The sequence below is a fragment of the Aequorivita lipolytica genome, from assembly GCF_007997135.1.
GTDB classification, from domain to species: domain Bacteria; phylum Bacteroidota; class Bacteroidia; order Flavobacteriales; family Flavobacteriaceae; genus Aequorivita; species Aequorivita lipolytica.
Genome location: NZ_VORU01000001.1, coordinates 353,224 through 370,298 on the forward strand (window position 1 = coordinate 353,224; position 17,075 = coordinate 370,298).

Annotated in this window: 16 protein-coding genes; 10 read left to right on the forward strand and 6 right to left on the reverse strand. The window is 38.9% G+C overall.

The features are described from left to right. Positions 1 to 74: 74 nt before the first annotated feature. Both ESV24_RS01430 and ESV24_RS01435 read left to right on the forward strand, forming a co-directional pair. A complete protein-coding gene (locus ESV24_RS01430; protein WP_111813713.1) occupies positions 75 to 1,340 on the forward strand; it encodes an MgtC/SapB family protein in 1,266 nt (421 codons plus the stop codon). 6 nt (positions 1,341 to 1,346) lie between these two features. After that, the gene (locus tag ESV24_RS01435) at positions 1,347 to 2,342 is read left to right on the forward strand and encodes an App1 family protein phosphatidate phosphatase (protein ID WP_170227847.1); all 996 of its coding nucleotides are present in this window, start codon (positions 1,347 to 1,349) and stop codon (positions 2,340 to 2,342) included. A 136-nt stretch (positions 2,343 to 2,478) separates the two neighbouring features. Here the strand turns inward: ESV24_RS01435 and ppk1 are convergent, their stop codons facing one another. From ppk1 to ESV24_RS01450, 3 genes are all read right to left on the reverse strand, one after another. Continuing rightward, entirely contained in the window at positions 2,479 to 4,515 is a 2,037-nt protein-coding gene (gene ppk1, locus ESV24_RS01440) for a polyphosphate kinase 1 (RefSeq protein WP_111813717.1), read from the reverse strand. A 134-nt stretch (positions 4,516 to 4,649) separates the two neighbouring features. Next, entirely contained in the window at positions 4,650 to 5,264 is a 615-nt protein-coding gene (locus ESV24_RS01445) for a deoxynucleoside kinase (protein ID WP_111813719.1), read from the reverse strand. Between the two features lie 2 nt (positions 5,265 to 5,266). After that, entirely contained in the window at positions 5,267 to 6,067 is an 801-nt protein-coding gene (locus ESV24_RS01450) for a hypothetical protein (protein WP_111813721.1), read from the reverse strand. A gap of 171 nt (positions 6,068 to 6,238) precedes the next feature. On the opposite strand from ESV24_RS01450, the gene ESV24_RS01455 reads away from it, so the two are divergent. From ESV24_RS01455 to ESV24_RS01465, 3 genes are all read left to right on the forward strand, one after another. After that, on the forward strand, positions 6,239 to 7,150 hold the full coding sequence (locus ESV24_RS01455; RefSeq protein ID WP_111813723.1) for a GLPGLI family protein: 912 nt from the start codon (positions 6,239 to 6,241) through the stop codon (positions 7,148 to 7,150). A 217-nt stretch (positions 7,151 to 7,367) separates the two neighbouring features. Further along, entirely contained in the window at positions 7,368 to 10,127 is a 2,760-nt protein-coding gene (locus ESV24_RS01460) for a TonB-dependent receptor (RefSeq protein ID WP_111813725.1), read from the forward strand. Between the two features lie 102 nt (positions 10,128 to 10,229). Further along, positions 10,230 to 10,844: a DUF4230 domain-containing protein gene (locus tag ESV24_RS01465; RefSeq protein WP_111813727.1), complete on the forward strand. Its 615-nt coding sequence runs from the start codon at positions 10,230 to 10,232 to the stop codon at positions 10,842 to 10,844. Here ESV24_RS01465 and ESV24_RS01470 read toward each other — a convergent pair. The 3 genes from ESV24_RS01470 to ESV24_RS01480 form a co-directional block, all read right to left on the reverse strand. Continuing rightward, positions 10,839 to 11,165, reverse strand: coding sequence for a thermonuclease family protein (locus tag ESV24_RS01470; protein ID WP_111813729.1), 327 nt, complete (start codon positions 11,163 to 11,165; stop codon positions 10,839 to 10,841). The genes ESV24_RS01465 and ESV24_RS01470 overlap by 6 nt on opposite strands. 109 nt (positions 11,166 to 11,274) lie before the next feature. Next, positions 11,275 to 11,580, reverse strand: coding sequence for a rhodanese-like domain-containing protein (locus tag ESV24_RS01475; RefSeq protein ID WP_111813731.1), 306 nt, complete (start codon positions 11,578 to 11,580; stop codon positions 11,275 to 11,277). Positions 11,581 to 11,613: 33 nt separating this feature from the next. Further along, positions 11,614 to 13,452: an aromatic amino acid hydroxylase gene (locus ESV24_RS01480; protein WP_111813733.1), complete on the reverse strand. Its 1,839-nt coding sequence runs from the start codon at positions 13,450 to 13,452 to the stop codon at positions 11,614 to 11,616. Between the two features lie 267 nt (positions 13,453 to 13,719). Here ESV24_RS01480 and ESV24_RS01485 point away from each other — a divergent pair, with 267 nt between their 5' ends. The 5 genes from ESV24_RS01485 (at position 13,720) to paaA (ending at position 17,061) form a co-directional block, all read left to right on the forward strand. Further along, positions 13,720 to 14,289: a TetR/AcrR family transcriptional regulator gene (locus ESV24_RS01485; protein ID WP_200829504.1), complete on the forward strand. Its 570-nt coding sequence runs from the start codon at positions 13,720 to 13,722 to the stop codon at positions 14,287 to 14,289. Between the two features lie 81 nt (positions 14,290 to 14,370). Further along, positions 14,371 to 15,444 carry a 2Fe-2S iron-sulfur cluster-binding protein gene (locus ESV24_RS01490; RefSeq protein WP_111813735.1) on the forward strand — a complete coding sequence of 358 codons (1,074 nt, stop codon included), beginning with the start codon at positions 14,371 to 14,373 and terminating at the stop codon, positions 15,442 to 15,444. 53 nt (positions 15,445 to 15,497) lie between these two features. Next, positions 15,498 to 15,734, forward strand: a complete 237-nt coding sequence (locus tag ESV24_RS01495; RefSeq protein ID WP_111813737.1) for a DUF433 domain-containing protein — start codon at positions 15,498 to 15,500, stop codon at positions 15,732 to 15,734. 88 nt (positions 15,735 to 15,822) lie between these two features. Next, positions 15,823 to 16,101: a DUF5615 family PIN-like protein gene (locus tag ESV24_RS15570; RefSeq protein WP_160110580.1), complete on the forward strand. Its 279-nt coding sequence runs from the start codon at positions 15,823 to 15,825 to the stop codon at positions 16,099 to 16,101. 3 nt (positions 16,102 to 16,104) lie between these two features. Then, positions 16,105 to 17,061: a 1,2-phenylacetyl-CoA epoxidase subunit PaaA gene (gene paaA, locus ESV24_RS01500; RefSeq protein ID WP_111813739.1), complete on the forward strand. Its 957-nt coding sequence runs from the start codon at positions 16,105 to 16,107 to the stop codon at positions 17,059 to 17,061. Positions 17,062 to 17,075 lie beyond the last annotated feature (14 nt).

A 17,075-nucleotide genomic window follows, 5' to 3' on the forward strand; every position in this document is an offset into this window, starting at 1 on the left:
TTTTTAATGTCAATAACCCAATAACCCAATAACTCGTAACTGATAATTTAAAATTTTCCTATCTTAGCCTTGCTATGGATTACGAAGACTTAATAACACTCGCAATCGCCTTTGGTTTGGGAATGCTTGTGGGTCTCCAACGGCAGAAAAGCAAACACGAAATGGCGGGTGTGCGCACTTTTACCCTTATCTCAATTATGGGGGTTATTGCAGCTTTTTTGGCTCGGGACTACAACAACCCATTTATTCTTCCCTTGTTGGGAATATGTTTAACCGCCTTATTGGTAACCGCCAATATTATAAAACTTAAAAAACTAAACGACATTGATGTGGGCCAGACTACAGAAGTTGCCGCCCTGCTTATGTTTGCGGTCGGAGCTTACTTGGTTATGGGCGATCGCGTGGTCGCTGTTATTGTGGGAGGCTCCCTGGCCATTCTACTTTATTTGAAGGAACACCTTCACAATTTTATTGAAAACCTCAAGGAAAAGGATCTTGCAGCTATTATGACTTTTGCAGGTATATCTCTTGTAATCCTACCCCTGCTGCCTAATAAAACTTATGGCCCCCTGGATGTATTGAATCCGCAGAATATTTGGTTTATGGTAACCCTTATTGTCGGTATAAGTGTTGTTGGATATTTCATCTATAAATTTGTTGGCAAAAAAGTCGGTATTATTTCCAATGGAATTCTGGGCGGTCTCATTAGTAGTACAGCCACCACCGTAAGCTATGCCCGAAAAACAAAGGATACTGAATCTATAAGCAAAATGGCAGCATTTGTAATTACAGTGGCTTCGGCTGTTGCATTGGTTCGGGTCATGGTTGAAGTAGGAGTGGTTATTCCCGAAAAGCTGCCCAAACTGGTGTTGCCACTAATAACAGTTTTTGTTCTAATGGTCTTGATATGTATAGGGTTGTTCTATTTCACCAATAAAAATGGTGGGGATGAAAAAATGCCCGAGCCCAAAAATCCCGCACAATTTAAAAGTGCTTTGATTTTCGGGCTTTTGTACGGAGCTATTTTATTGGCAGTAGCCTTTACCAAACAGGAATTTGGAAATGACGCCCTTTACATAGTCGCCATCATCAGCGGACTAACCGATGTTGACGCAATAACACTTTCACTATCACAACTTATGAAAGGCGGTGGTTTAAACACTTCCACAGGCTGGCGGCTTATTCTTTTGGCCTCTCTGTCCAATCTACTTTTTAAGGGAATTATGGCGGCCGTTCTCGGGACGCGACAGTTGGCCAAGTGGATAGGAGTTTCCTTTGGAATCACAATCGTCTTTGGGTTGTTGCTAATGTGGCTTTGGCCCGAGGCTTGGCACTTATAATTGCGTATGTTCAAAAAAGACCCAATCCAGATCATCACTTTCCGAAGCTACGGAACACCAAACCATTTGTATGTAAAGGGCCGCGCTCTGGAAGATGAAAATATAGACCTTTCAAAAAAAGGGTTTTTCAATCTTCTTTGGAATACCTACAAACGCTTCAAAACCGATTTGGTAAAAAACGAACCGCTAGTTTTAAAACTTCCCGACGGAAGAAAAATTGAAACCAAAACCGACGAGCAGGGTTATTTTTTAATTGATGAAACCATCGAAAATATGCTGCCTTTAATTGATGAAAACGGCTGGTTGAAGTATGAAATTTCTTTTGCTGAAAAGTTTCCCAAAAGAATAATTCAGGAGAATAATATTTTTTTTGGTGAAGTAATGATTCCGTCCGAAACTGCTAAATTCGGTTTAATCAGTGACATTGACGATACCATTATGCACACAGGCCTTACTTCCCGATTTAAATGGCAAGTTGCGAAGAATACTGTTTTTAAACGCGCCGAAAAAAGAATTCCGCTGGAAGGTGCAGCAGATTTTTATGAAAAGTTGAAAAATGGAAAATCGGGCAATGACCACAATCCAATTTTCTACGTAAGCCACGGCCCGTGGAATCTTTACAGATATTTGGAAGTATTCCTCGAGAAAAACAATTTTCCGAAAGGCCCAATTCTTCTACGTGATTTCGTGAATCCTTTCGCCAAAAAATACAAACCCGAAAAACCGCAAAAACAAAAGGAGATTATCAATATTCTGGAAACCTATCCCGAGCTGCGTTTCATTTTAATTGGCGATAGCGGCGAACACGACCCAGATATTTATACCGAAATTGCCGAAGCACATCCTGAACGTATTCTCGCAATCTATTTGCGAAACGTAAACCACAAAAAGAGGATGCTACGTGTAAAAGGCCTTTTTGAAAATTATGAAACCGTGCCTGTATTATTAGTTGAAAATAGCAAAGCTGCAATTGAACACGCAAAGCAGATGAAATTTATTTAAGCTGAAAAATTTTCGTTTTCGAGAAAGAGTCGAGAATGCGTCATTTTTTTGCTACGACTAAAAAAAGTTGAAAAATGGGTGAAAACTAGAGTCTATAGATGCTTTTGTTTTCAAGTCGTGGTTCCAAAAGTCCTTTTTATTGCATCCGCTCAAAGTATTCATAAGTAGCAAGCTGCGACTGAACCTTCTTTTCTGAATTTCTCACATATTCGTTTTTCTGCTCTGCATCAATAATGCGGGCTTTTACGTTGTCTTCCAATTCTATGTTTATAAGGTCTAGAATAGTTCTTTTGTGATCTTCATCCAAAATAGGTGCAACCACTTCTATGCGGTGCGTTAAATTGCGTGTCATCCAGTCTGCAGAGCCAATATAAATTTGTGCGTCGCCGTCATTTCCAAAAATATACAACCGCCCGTGCTCCAGAAACCTGTCCACTATGCTAGTAACGTAAATATTTTCACTTTGCTCTTCAATCCCGGGAACTAGGGAACACATTCCTCTAATTAGCAATCGCACTTCTACTCCCGCATTGCTGGCTTTGTAAAGTTCCTTTATCATTCCTTCGTCCTGCAGGCTGTTCATTTTTAAAATAATCAAACCTTTTTTACCTTCATTCGCTAGTTCTATTTCCTTTTCTACTAAAGCGGTGAACCGCTCACGGGTAGAAAAAGGAGAAACTAACAGTTTTTTGGTTTTGGGCACAATCATATCGCGCTCCAAAACCATAAACACTTTCTTTAAATCTTTGGTGATTTTTTTATGGGCAGTCATCAGGCCGAAATCTGTATAAAGGGTCGCCGTATTTTCGTTGAAGTTTCCTGTGGCAATATATGCGTAGCGCTTGGGTTTGCCTTCAACTTCCCTTTCAATATAAAGTATTTTTGAGTGTACTTTAATGTCTGGATAACTGTAAATAACGCGTGCTCCATTTTTTCTGAAAATAGCACCCCATTTTAAATTGTTGTGTTCGTCAAAACGTGCTTTCACCTCAATAAAAATAGTTACATCTTTTCCGTTTTTTGCAGCTAGGGCAATGGCATCGTTTAGGGCAGATTCATCCGCGGCACGATAAATAGTCATCTTTATGGTGGTCACCAAAGGATCGTTTGCCGCCTCCTGCATCAATTTTATAACTGGTTCAAAACTTTGATAGGGGTAATGCAGCAGTTGGTCTTTTTTATTTATTACTTCAAAAATAGACTCGCAATTTGCCAGAATGGGGTGGGGAAGCGGTGGCAGTTTTTTATATGAAAGCTTTTTCTGCGTTGGGTTTGGAAACTGCATAAAATCCTTGAAATTATGGTAGCGTCCTCCCATAACCACATCAGTATGGTTTACATCCAGCGCCTTTTTCAGAATTTCGCGGAAGTGATCTGGCATTTCGGGGTCTATCAAAACCCGCGTAGCCTGTCCGGTGTCGCGTTTGGGAAGTGCTTCTTTTATTTTTTCCATCAAATTGCCGGAGAATTCGTCTTCAATATAAAGTTCCGCATCACGGGAAGTTTTTAGTGAATGGAATGCCGTTTCCCTTTTTTCCGAAAACTCCTTTTGCAGATTGAATTTCAGAATATCATCAATAAAAGTGATGTGGAATGATTTTTCACTTTCTGAAGGAAACACGAAGAACCGTGGTTCTGTTTCGGGTATTTCCACCATCAAAAATTCATCTTCCGCAGTCTGTGCCGCCAAATAGAGTCTTTCATTTTTTACAAAGACAGAATGATCTTCCGTACAGGGATTACAACTAATTTCGGTGATTTGTTTTAAGCTCTCTTCGTAGTATGTAGTGGCAATTTCCTTTTGTTCCTCCGAAAAATCTTCGTGGCGAATCAAGTGAATTCCCTCTGACGCCAACTGCGGAATTATTTCTTCATTAAAGATTTTTCCGAAATCATTTTGCTGAATATCAACCTGTTCTTTAATCTCTTTTAAAACCTTATTGGGTTTGGATATTAGTTTTTTCCGAAGCGGTTTTTCAATATTCTTTATTTGCCGAATGTCTGAAACACGAACACGGAAAAATTCATCAAGATTTGAGGAAAAGATTGCTAAAAACTTGATGCGCTCGTAAAGCGGATTTCTTTGGTCTGCCGCTTCCTGGAGCACGCGATGGTTAAAGCGCAACCAAGAAAGGTCGCGATGATAGAATTTTGTGTTGTAGAGTGATGCCATAAGCCCCTTTCATCCCCAAAGGGGAAATAAATAGTTAGCTCACAAATTAGTAGTAATTGTTTTAAAACGAAATGTTTTAATTAAATCTTATGATTAATCTGAATTCTGTAATTCCCCCTTTGGGGGTTAGGGGGCTAAAACAATCCATGAAGCTCTGCGTCTATCTTGTTGATTACCTGACCCAAATGCTCCGGATCGTCCACAAAATTTAGATTATCTACATCCAGAATTATAAGGTTGCCTTTGTCGTAACCGTGGACCCAAGCTTCGTAACGCTCGTTCAGACGGCTTAGGTATTCAATGCTTATAGAGTTTTCATAATCGCGGCCGCGTTTGTGAATTTGATTTACCAAATTCGGGATGCTACTTCGCAAATATATCAACAAATCCGGACCTTCGGTAACGCTTTCCATTAGCTCAAATAGCGAACGGTAGTTCTCAAAATCGCGGTTAGTCATTAGGCCCATGGCATGTAGATTTGGCGCAAAGATGTAGGCATCTTCGTAAATGGTCCTGTCTTGAATTACACTTTTTTCCTTTTCCCGAATTTCAAGGATCTGGCGGAAACGGCTGTTCAAAAAGTAAATCTGAAGGTTAAAGGACCAACGCTCCATTTGGTTGTAAAAATCGTCCAAATAAGGGTTGTCATCTACTTCTTCATAATGGGCTTGCCATTTGTAGTGTTTTGCCAATAAACGGGTAAGGGTGGTTTTTCCGGAACCTATATTTCCTGCAATTGCAACGTGCATAGTTATTCTTTAATTGGTGGGGTTAATTTAAAAGTGTGCAAAATTTCGCCGTCATAAATATACAGGAAATCATTGGTAAGCTGCAAATCTTTAATTGTTATTTCGGGGAATGACAGCTTCACGGTTTCGCGGGAAATGGCATCATTACGCTTCGCGAAATCGGGAATGTAGTATAGTGAATTTTCTTTCAAAGCGACCAAATTTTCATTCTGTTGAATGATTTTTTCATAGCCTTCCGAAGGTACTTCGTTCAAAATACTTCCGTAAATATTAAAAGCGCGAAGTTTCTTTTCTGTCAATGTGAAACAATAATTGAAATTACTTGCCTGTGAAAGCAGTTTCCCCGGGAAGGGTTGCGAAACCACAGTCTGCAATTTCGAACCGTAATTGTACATTTCTAATTGCTGGGTGTCCACATTAAAAAGCCACAAGCTATTGTTGCCCGCATTTGTAGCAGTGCTCACGTTCAAAAACAGTGGGAGGTTGTTAAAATTGATGCGCTCAATCTCGTTCAACTTGTTATCCAGCATCACAACAGTATTGGTGTCCTGAAAAAACGCAACCACTTTCAGCGGATTTATAATATCTACGGAAGTAATCCGCCCCAATTGCAGATCATTGAAAATAAAATTGCCGTCCGGACCCTGTTTATTGATTACCCTATTTTTTACGAAATAACTGTTTTTGTAATTGTCGAAACCTATAAACCTATCTGCAATAAGCGGAACCTTGCTCAAGGGAGCGAGACTTTGCGCAATGCTTAATTGGCAAATAAGCAATAAAAGAAGGAAGAGCTGTTTCATAGATTCCGCAAGTTACAAAATGAAGGTTTTATTTAAACGAAAAAGAATGTAACAGATTATAACTTGGTTCGTCTTAGTGATAACAACTATTTTTGTTCAAACAAGTTAAACTATTTTTAAACGTTTTGGTCAAAGTATCTTAACTTTGACTTTAACAATCAATAAATTCCTATGACAAGATATATCTTTATTTTTCTACTACTGTTTTCTTTCGGAATAAAAGCCCAAAACATTAGCGGCCAAGCCTATTATGAATCCAAAACCACCGTAGATCTCGACGCATTTGGAGGTGGTAATGGTGAAATGTCTGAAGAAATGAAAAAGGCAGTGGGCCAAATGATGAAAAGCGCACTGGAGAAAACCTATATTCTCACTTTCAATCAATACGAATCTATCTATAAAGAACAGGAAACGCTGGATGCAGGTCCAGTAAATCCCGGTTTTAAAATGATGATGAGCAGTTATACGCCGGGTGCCCAGTATAAAAACCTGAAAACTAACCAAATTGTTGAGGAAAATGAATTCTTCGGAAAACAATTTTTGGTGACAGACTCCATCCAAACCTTGGATTGGCAAACAACGAATGAGTCAAAACAAATTGGACAATACATCGCTTTTAAAGCTACTGCAATGAAAAAGGTTGATCCGAATGATTACAGCATGGCGCGTCCAAAAAAGAAAGAATCATCTGCCGCTAAAGCTAAAGATGACGAAGGAAAGGAAAATGCTGAAGTAAAAAAGGATTCCGTCCAACCGCAAGACCCAATGGATATGATTGAAATTCCAAAGGAAATTGAAGTTACAGCTTGGTTTACACCACAAATCCCAGTAAGCAACGGCCCGGGCGAATTTGCGGGACTTCCCGGACTTATTTTGGAGTTGAACGTTTACAGAACAACCCTTTTGTGCTCCAAAATAGTGATGAACCCAAAAGATGCCGAAAAAATTGAACCCCCCAAAAAAGGAAAGGAAGTAACGCGTGCCGAATACGTAAAAATAGTAAAGGAAAAAACAGACGAGCTGCGCGAGAATTTTAGAAATAGTGGTGGCAATGGCCGCCGCGGCGGCGGATTTGGCGGATAAATAATTTTTTCAAAATTCTATTATTCCTGCTTTTTTAATAATAAATTTTAAATAATAAATGTAAAAGTTAAAAGTATTGGTTAAAATTATCTTTGAATTTTACACTTTGAGTTTTTATCCATTTTTCACGTTTCACTTTATCCTTTTACATTTTGCGGTTCAATCCTGATCACTTTCATCTATTACCTCCTATATTTTGAAAATCCAAATAAAAATTATGTGCAAAATCCTTTGTTTAGTTCTCTTTTTTTTGGGATTTTCCCTTTCCGCACAAAGCATTAAGGTCAAGGGTACCATTAAAGACAGCATCGGCAATCCGCTGGAATTTGCAAATGTTATTGCCAGTATAAAAGCTACGGGTAAAACTGAATCTTACGGCATTACCAATTACCAAGGGCGCTATCAATTAGATCTTCCCAAGGGAAATAACTATATTTTAAGAGCTAGTTTTTTAGGTTATGAAACTAAGGAACAAACAGTAGATGTTCCCGCCGACGCCGAAAATATCGATTTGGATTTCATCTTAAATCCGCAAGAAAACCGATTGGATGATGTGGAAATTGTTTATGAAATGCCAGTTACGGTAAAAGGCGACACCATTGTTTATAACGCAGATAGCTTCACAAATGGCGATGAACGAAAACTGGGCGACGTGATGAAAAAACTTCCCGGAGTTGAAGTAAACGAAGATGGTGAAATACAGGTTGAAGGTAAAACCGTTACCAAAGTAATGGTTGAGGGAAAAGATTTCTTTGACGGCGATAGCAAACTTGCGACCAAAAACATTCCCGCAGATGCAGTGGACAAAGTGGAAGTGCTCCGCAACTACAACGAAGTGGATCAAATGCGTGGTCTTGGAAACGACCGCGATAACGTTGCGATAAACATCAAATTAAAAGAAGGAAAGAAGAATTTCTGGTTCGGGGAGGTTACAGCCGGAGCGGGATTGGCAGATGAATACGGTGAAGAAAATGGCCGCTATTTAGTGCATCCAAAACTTTTCTATTACAGCCCGAAATACAGCATAAATGTAATTACTGATTTCAACAATATTGGGGAAGTGCCGTTTACGTTTAGGGATTATTTCAACTTTACTGGTGGATTTAAAAATTTCAACAAAGGCGGTGGAACCAATTTTAGAATTAGCGATAGTGACCTCGGATTTGCGGTTTCACAGAACGATCGTGCAAAAAGTATTGACGCGAAATTTGTCGCCGGAAATTTCAGTTATGCGGTAAATGAAAAACTGGATATAAGCGGCTTTGGAATTTTGAGCGACAACAAAACGAACATTGTTAACAATAGCATTCGTCAATATATTTTGACTGGAATTACTGAAAACACAAATACCAGCAATGATCAGCGCAACCAATTGGCAATGCTGAAACTGAGCAGCACTTACAAGCCAAATACAAACTTTCAGCTGGATTATGATGCGCTGATCAAAACTTCGAAGCAAACCGAGGATGATGCCACAATTTCTATTGTTGGCGGAAACCAAAACGACATTTCCGAAGTGAAGGAGAACAAGCCATTTTCAATAAATCAAACGGCGAATGCTTATTTTACTTTAAACGATAAGAACATTTTCGCAGCAGAAGTGCAGCATTTGTATCAAAACGAAGATCCGTTTTACCAAGCGGTGCAGGATTCCATTCCGTTTCGTGGTGTTTTTACAGTTATAAATCCGCTGGATCCTTTCAATAGTGATTCGGATACATTTGATCCATTGGAACAATCTGACCGATACAGTGTCAATCAAAACAAAACCGTAAAAAGTAATAAGCTGGATGCAAAGGTTGATTATTATTATGTTTTGAACAATGTTAGTAATCTTAATTTTACGATTGGAACTACCTATAGTAACCAAAAATTCAACTCTAGTATTTTTCAGATTTTGGATAATGGTAACCGAAATGATTTCACTGAAAATGATTTCAACAACGACGTAACCTATACTTTTACGGATGCTTTTTTCGGACTTCATTATAAATTGAAAAGCGGGAAATTCATTTTCACTCCGGGCGTTACGCTCCACAATTACAATTTAAAAAACGAGCAATTGGGAACGACTGCAACTCAGAACGATTGGATGGTTTTGCCAGATATGAATGTGGTTTTGGAATTGAAGAAAAGCGAAAATTTGCGATTCAACTATGCTATCACTTCAGAGTACAGCGATGTAAACAATTATGCCCAAGCCTATGTTTTCAATAACTACAATCGTCTTTTCCGAGGAAATAGGGAGCTGGAAAACTCGCTTTCACACAGTTATAATTTAACGTATTTCAGTTTTAATCTTTTCAATTATACAAACATTGGCGGGAATTTAAGCTACACCCGCCGAATTGATGCCATTAAAGCAAATACTGAATTGGTAGGCATCAATCAAGTGAGTAGCCCTTTGAATTTTGATAGCAACTTCCCAGACGAAACATTTTCAGCAGTGGGGAGATTCAGCAAAACCATAAAAAAAGTTCAGTTTAAGCTGGATGCCGCTGTGTTTTTAACCAAAACAAACAATACTATAAATAATGAAATACAGGAAAGCCAAAGTCTTACGCAGAACTATAACGCCAGTGTACAAAGTAATTTCAAAAGCTTTCCAAATTTTGAAGTGGGCTACCGTTTTATCAGTAATGATTACGACAATGGTGGCTCGACCCAAACATTTTTTACAAATCGTCCGTATGCAAATGTGAATATTCGGTTTTTGAAAGATTTCAATTTCTTTGCGGAGTGGGATTATTATAAATACACTAACGACGCCAAAACTATTGAAAACAGTTATTCCTTTTTCAATGCAAATTTATATTATCAGCACGGCGAGAGTTCTTGGGAATTTTCAGTGCGTGCGACCAATATTTTGGATACCAAATCCATAAACAATGACAGTTTTAATGATCAATTCAATACTACTTCGCAGTATTTTGTGTTGCCACGTATTGTAATGTTCGTTATAAAATATGATTTGTAAACGTCATTGCAAGCGAAGAATCTTTACTTTTGACACATAATTACGTAGCCCTAAAAGTCTAATATCTCAAATCTAATAGCGCAGCGGTCTCATATCTACTTTATGCGAAACATCCTCCTAGGAATTGTAATTGCCTTTGTAATCGTTTTTGGTTTGCGTTATTGTGAAAACCAGAAGGATACCCGTGAAACTTTGGAAGCAAATACGGCCCTCATTCAAAAAGAACTTAAAAACGTGGGCAAACTAATTGTTACCGAAGGAAGTTATGCGCAGGTTTTCAGTTATAATGACAGCAAAGATTTAATGTACGGCCTGTTCGATGCCCGAAAAAAAGCATTGATTGTTGTAAATGCGAAAGCAACGATTGCGTATGATTTAAGCCAAGTGAATACCGAAGTTGATGAAGCCACCAAAACCGTAACTATCACAAATATTCCCGAACCCGAGCTTTCCATAAACCCAAATATTCAGTATTACGATGTTACCCAAGATTATTTGAATCAGTTCACGGCTTCAGATTACAACAAAATAAAACAACGCGTTGAAAAATCGCTTCGAAAAAAAATAGAGGCTTCGGAACTTCGCACGAATGCTGAAAACCGTTTGATTTCAGAACTTCAGAAAATTTATATTTTAACCAATTCTATGGGTTGGACTTTAAAGTATAATGGAAACCCAATTGAAAAAGAACAAGACTTTAAGAAGTTGAAATTATAACATATATTCCGTGGCGTATCCATTATCTACCAACCAAATATTTACATCTAGATCTCCAAGCATAATGTTTGCAAGATAACGGCCGTACTTTCCCTGTTTATCTTTATAAGAGCGAATTTGCACTTCTTTATCCAGTATCATTTCCCTTAAAATATCTCGGGCTATAATACCCTGCTCTTTTTCTTCTCCTCGAATTTCTGGAGTGTTTATGCCATAAAGACGAAGTTTCATTTCCTGAGTGTGAAGGAACCCTAGGTCTACTAGAGCCGTAACTGTATCGCCATCGTAAACGGCGATAATTTTTGCTTTGTAATGATACATAATTTCAGATTTTTTGGTTGGTTGTATAAAGCTACAAAAAACTGAAATTCAATCGATTGAATATTTTAAATATTTATTCCCCTCCCTTTGGGAGGGGTTAGGGGTGGGACTAAAGTTTCTGGCTCAAACTGAACCAACCACCACCATTCATCGCTTCTACACCGCTGCTTTTTAAAATGGTCGCGGCGCTTGCACTGCGCATTCCGCTAGCGCAACAGGTAATTACGGGTTTGTCCCATTTTTTTATTTCGCCCATTTTTGAAGATATCTTTTGAAGCGGAATGTTTTTGGAACCCGGAATTGCTCCACTTTCATATTCGCCTTTGCTGCGCACATCAACGATGATGGCACCGCGGCTTTTAAAATCCTCAATCTTCTTTGTTTTGTTTCCGAATAAAAAATCAAATAGTCCCATGTTTACTGCCCGAGAAGTCGGGCAACTTTTTAATTAATCTTTATTTTGGACACTGAGCGAAGCCGAAGTTTCAATAAGCCCCAACCCACCATCAATCAAATGTGCCACTTTTGGTTTTTGTTGCTTCAAATGTAAAAGATGTTTCAAGATTTCTTCGGAAAAATCTGATTCAGTTTGTGCAACCAATTCATAAATTTCCAACGGAAGCAACCAATCTGTTGAATGGTTTTCTTTTACAGTTTTAAAAATTACTTCTAATCTGTCCCCCTCCTTCGAAGGAGGGGTTAGGGGAGGATGTTCTTCCCGAATCTCCCGAACTTCTTTATAAAGTGAATTCAACTCTCTTTCTTTTTCCGAAAGCTGCACACGAATAGTCTCGCTTGAGGAAACGTGGTTCACCGAATCAAAAGAATTATAATCCGCTGCACCCGCAAATGCTGAAGCAATTTCCTTGCCCACGGCCATATCAAAATCGCCCATTTCTGGGGAAAACAATACTTCGTTTTTATATTTTACGGTGCATTCTGTAAATTGAATTAACATCAATTCTCCTCTTAAATTTCGCATTCCGGTTACGTTCAAACCTGCTACGGTTATTCCGCTTTCAAACTCAAAAGCAATAGGTTTTCCGTCATAAAAATTATACGCCTGCAAATCGCGCGGCCCCATATTTTCAATAGATAAATTAATGCCTTTCAATTTCCCCAAAGGCGAACGGAATCCTTTTCTATGCCGAAGTATTCCGTGGCCAATCACTTCTTTTTCGCGATAGCTAAGTGCGGTTTCTCCCTCAGTTTCAAAATAAACCACTTCATTGTCCTCGTTTTTGATCATTCGAGAAAAATGACCGCTTATTTGAAGTCCGGTACTAATTTCAATAGTGCCAAGTTGTTTTGATTTTATAAGTTTTTTCAATCCGCGCCATCCACCTTTTCGAACAGCCATTGTATTTGCAAATTCTTCCAAAACTTCCTGTAAATAAGCAAAATCTGGCGTTACATAAAGTTGCGGTTGTGGTTTTGTAATATCGAAATCTTGATAGGCCGCTTCAATGGAATAGGGAATTTTCTTCACTTCATCTTTCATACACCAAACGCTTTCGCCAATGGAAGAAAGCAGCCCTGCGCCATAAATCTTCGGATTTTCAACCGTGCCGACCATTCCGTATTCCACAGTCCACCAATGCAAATTTCGAATCAAAGAAATCTCGGAAGGTTTCACTTTTTTGTTTTGAAGTTCTTCAACGCGGTTCTCGGCTATTTCAATTTTTAGAAGATGGCTATTTAGCGCCATATTTTCATCTCCCCCCTCGGGGGAGGCCGGGTGGGGGCTTTCTTTCAAAATAGAAAGTTCACGAACGGCTTCATACATATCAATATCGTGCGCACTGGAAATAGCTTTTGCGCCCACTTCCCCGAAACGTCGCAAATACTCAGCATAATCCGGACTGGCGATAATAGGTGCGTGTCCGGCACCTTCATGAATAATATCTGGCGCAGGCGTGTATTCTATGTTTTCAAGTTGGCGGATATCGCTGGCAATCACGAGCACTTTATACGCTTGAAATTCCATAAAAGCGTTGGGCGGAATAAATCCGTCAACCGCAACTGCTGCCCAACCAATTTCCTTCAAAATACGGTTCATTCCGTACATGGATGGAATTTCGTCTATGGAAATACCGGTTTTTTTAAGACCTCCCAAATAACTTTCATGGGCAACCTTTGCCAGATAATCCACGTTTTTTCGCATTACATAACGCCAAACGGCTTGGTTTATGGGCGTATATTGCTCATAATTCTGTGGCTTTATGTACTGTTTTAAATGCGGTGGTAACCGGTCTAACAATTCGTTGGTTTCAATCTTGCTTTCCATAATTATCAAAAGTACTGAGTTTTGTTTTGAAAACGTACAGCTCCTTCCCCTTTTTCACTTGCATCCGACGAGGGAGGCACGACCGAGAGGAATGCACGGTGGCTTTTTTGCTTTTCCGCAAAAAAGTCGGAAGGGGTATTTCCTCTTTTTCACTTGCATCCGACGATGGAGGCACGACCTAGAGGAATGCAAAGTGGATTTAAAATCTTTTTAGATTTTAAAAGACGGAAGGGGTAATTGGGTCTTGTTTTGTAAATTGCATCAACAATGAAAGCAATTTCCAGAAAAGAAGAAATAATAACAACCGCAGCTCGCCTCTTTAACGAAAAAGGTTATAAAGCAGTTTCTATGCGCGACATCGCCACGGCAATGGATATTAAGGCTGCGAGTCTTTACAATCACATTAACGGAAAGCAGGAAATACTTTCGGAAATTATTTTAAAAGTTGCTGAGGAATTTACAAAGGGAATGACAAACGTGGTTGCTGAAAACAGTTCGGCGATTAAAAAAGTTGAAAAAGTAATCGAGCTTCACATAGATATAACGGTAAACCATTCCGATGCACTTGCCGCTTTGAATAACGATTGGATGCATTTGGAGGAAACAGATTTAAAGGCGTTTGTAAAAATGCGGGAAGATTACGAAGAAAATTTCCGAAGGATCATAAAACAAGGAATTGAAGCGGGTGAAATAAAACCATATCATCCCGAAGTAATACTGTTTTCAATACTTTCTACACTGCGAACCCTTTATTTGTGGTATCAAAAACGCGGAAAATTGGATGTGAATATTCTGAAAAAAGATATGGTTTCGGTATTGATAAAGGGTATTGTGTGAGGGGCAATTTATCACAAAGTTAATAATTTGCAATTCTAACTAACAAGCGTTAGTTTTGTTAACCTAATTCGACAAAAACACGTGGCGAAATTTCATAAAATAAAAGTAAAGAACGTTTACAAAGAGACCGACGATTGTTCGGTAATCACATTTGACGTTCCTGAAGAATTGGCCGAAGAATTCCACTTCCGCCAAGGTCAACACTTAACTTTGAAAGCTGATATAAATGGCGAAGATACCCGCCGTTCCTATAGTTTGTGTTCCAGTCCGGTAGATGATGAATGGAAGGTTGCCGTAAAAGTGATTCCCGGTGGTACTTTTTCAACCTTTGTAAATTCAGAATTAAAAACGGGAGACACGCTTGAAATCATGGAACCCAGTGGAATGTTTGGGGTTGAAATTGAACCAGACAAGGAAAAAAACTATCTGTTTTTTGCGGCCGGAAGCGGAATTACACCAGTACTTTCAATGATTAAAACACATTTGGCATTGGAGCCAAATGCAACTTGCAAGCTGTTTTATGTGAATAGAACGGCGAAATCCATTATCTTTAAAGAAGCTTTGGAACAGTTGCGCAACGAATATTTTGGAAGGCTGGAAATCTATTATTTTTTAACTAAAGAGCGCCGCGATATTGAACTTCTGAATGGTCGTTTTGATGATGAAAAGATGGAGGTTTTAACCAAAACCTTTATCGATATACCTGATACCAGCGAAGTGTTTTTGTGCGGTCCCGAGGAAATGGTGAGTTACGTGAGCAACTATTTAATTGAAGCTGGCTTGCCAAAAGAATTGATTCATTTTGAATTGTTCGTAACAGGATTAACCGAAGAAGATAAAAAACGCGCCGAACGTTTGGCGCAGCAAAATGTTGAAGGTGTTGAAATAACTATTGTGGATGGTGGAAAAGAGTTCCAGTTTACAATGACAAAAGATTTTGACAATATTCTCGATGCCGCCTTAGCCGCTGGTGCAGATTTGCCATTCGCCTGTAAAGGCGGCGTCTGCAGCACTTGCAAATGTCAAATTTTAGAAGGCAGTGTAGAAATGAAAGTAAATTACGCTTTGGAAGAAAAGGAAGTGGCACAAAACTTTGTGTTGAGTTGCCAAAGTGTTCCAACTTCCAAAAAAGTAAAAGTAGATTTTGATGTATGATGAATCTTCCTGTAAGGTTTCAAAAACCTTGTAGGTCTATATAAAATAATATTATGAGCGAAAAAGGAGCATTAAATAGAATAACAATCAACCCAAAGATTTGCCACGGCAAGCCTGTGGTAAGAAATTTGCGTTGGCCTGTAGAGGTTATTTTAGATATGTTGAGTTCGGGGATGAGTAAGGAAGAAATCGTCTCGGATCATTCCGAACTTGAATTAGAAGATATTCACGCTTGTTTGCAATATGCCAAACTATCTGTATCGGGAAAATCAATTCTTGAAGCGAGTTAGATGAAATTTTTATGTGATGTTCATATTTCTATAAAAATAGCAAAATCAATTGAAGATTCAGGCTATAAATGTGAACACATAAAGTAGAATACTAAGAAAGTGGAATACAACCGACGATGAAATAATACGTTATGTAGATAAAAATAATCTCATTTTAATAACCAAGGATCAGGATTTTAGAAATTCATTTTTATTGAATTCGAAACCGAAGAAATTGATAAAGATTGATTTGGGAAATATCTCAAACGAAAATCTTTTGAAGATTATGAAAGAGATTCTGCCAATGATTGATAGCGTAAATAGAGGAAATATTAAATTTATGATTGAAGTTTCTGAAAACACTTCATCTGTAATAATAAAAGAATAGGTTATGAGCGAAAAAGAAGTAAAGAATCTCGAAGAAGTTTTCGAAGCCCGCATTGCGCGCGACGAAAAAATAGAGCCGAAAGATTGGATGCCAGAGAAATACCGTCAAACACATATTCGGCAAATGAGCCAGCACGCCCATTCTGAAATTGTAGGGATGCTTCCCGAAGGAAACTGGATTACCCGAGCGCCTTCATTGCGAAGAAAAGCGGCATTGCTTGCAAAAGTTCAGGATGAAGCCGGGCACGGATTATATCTGTATTCTGCTTGTGAAACTTTGGGAATTTCCAGAGATGAACTTTACGAACAATTGCATTCCGGAAAGGCAAAATATTCCTCAATATTCAATTATCCAACAGTAACTTGGGCCGATATGGGGGCAGTGGGCTGGTTGGTTGATGGCGCTGCGATTATTAATCAAGTGCCGCTTTGTAACACTTCCTTTGGGCCTTATGCTAGAGCGATGGTTCGCGTTTGTAAAGAAGAAAGTTTTCACCAACGCCAAGGATTCGAAATTATGTTAACCCTTTGCCGTGGCAGCGAAGAGCAAAAAGCAATGGCGCAAGATGCGCTAAATCGTTGGTGGTGGCCAAGTTTGATGATGTTGGGACCAACCGATGCGGAATCAGTTCACACAGAGCAATCGATGAAATGGAAATTGAAGCGAAAAAGTAATGACGAATTACGTCAACAGTTTATAGATCAAACAGTGCCACAAGCAGACCTTTTGGGAATTACTGTTCCCGATCCAGATTTAAAATGGAACGAGGAAACCGGACATTACGATTTCGGCGAAATTGATTGGGACGAATTCTGGCAAGTTGTAAAAGGTCACGGTCCGTGCAACAAAGAGCGAATGAATGCCCGTGTAAATGCATGGAATAATGGCGAATGGGTCCGTGATGCCGCAATGGCTCACGCTGAAAAAAATGCAAACAAAAAAGTAGCTAAAGCAAGTTAAGTAAGTATTGAGTA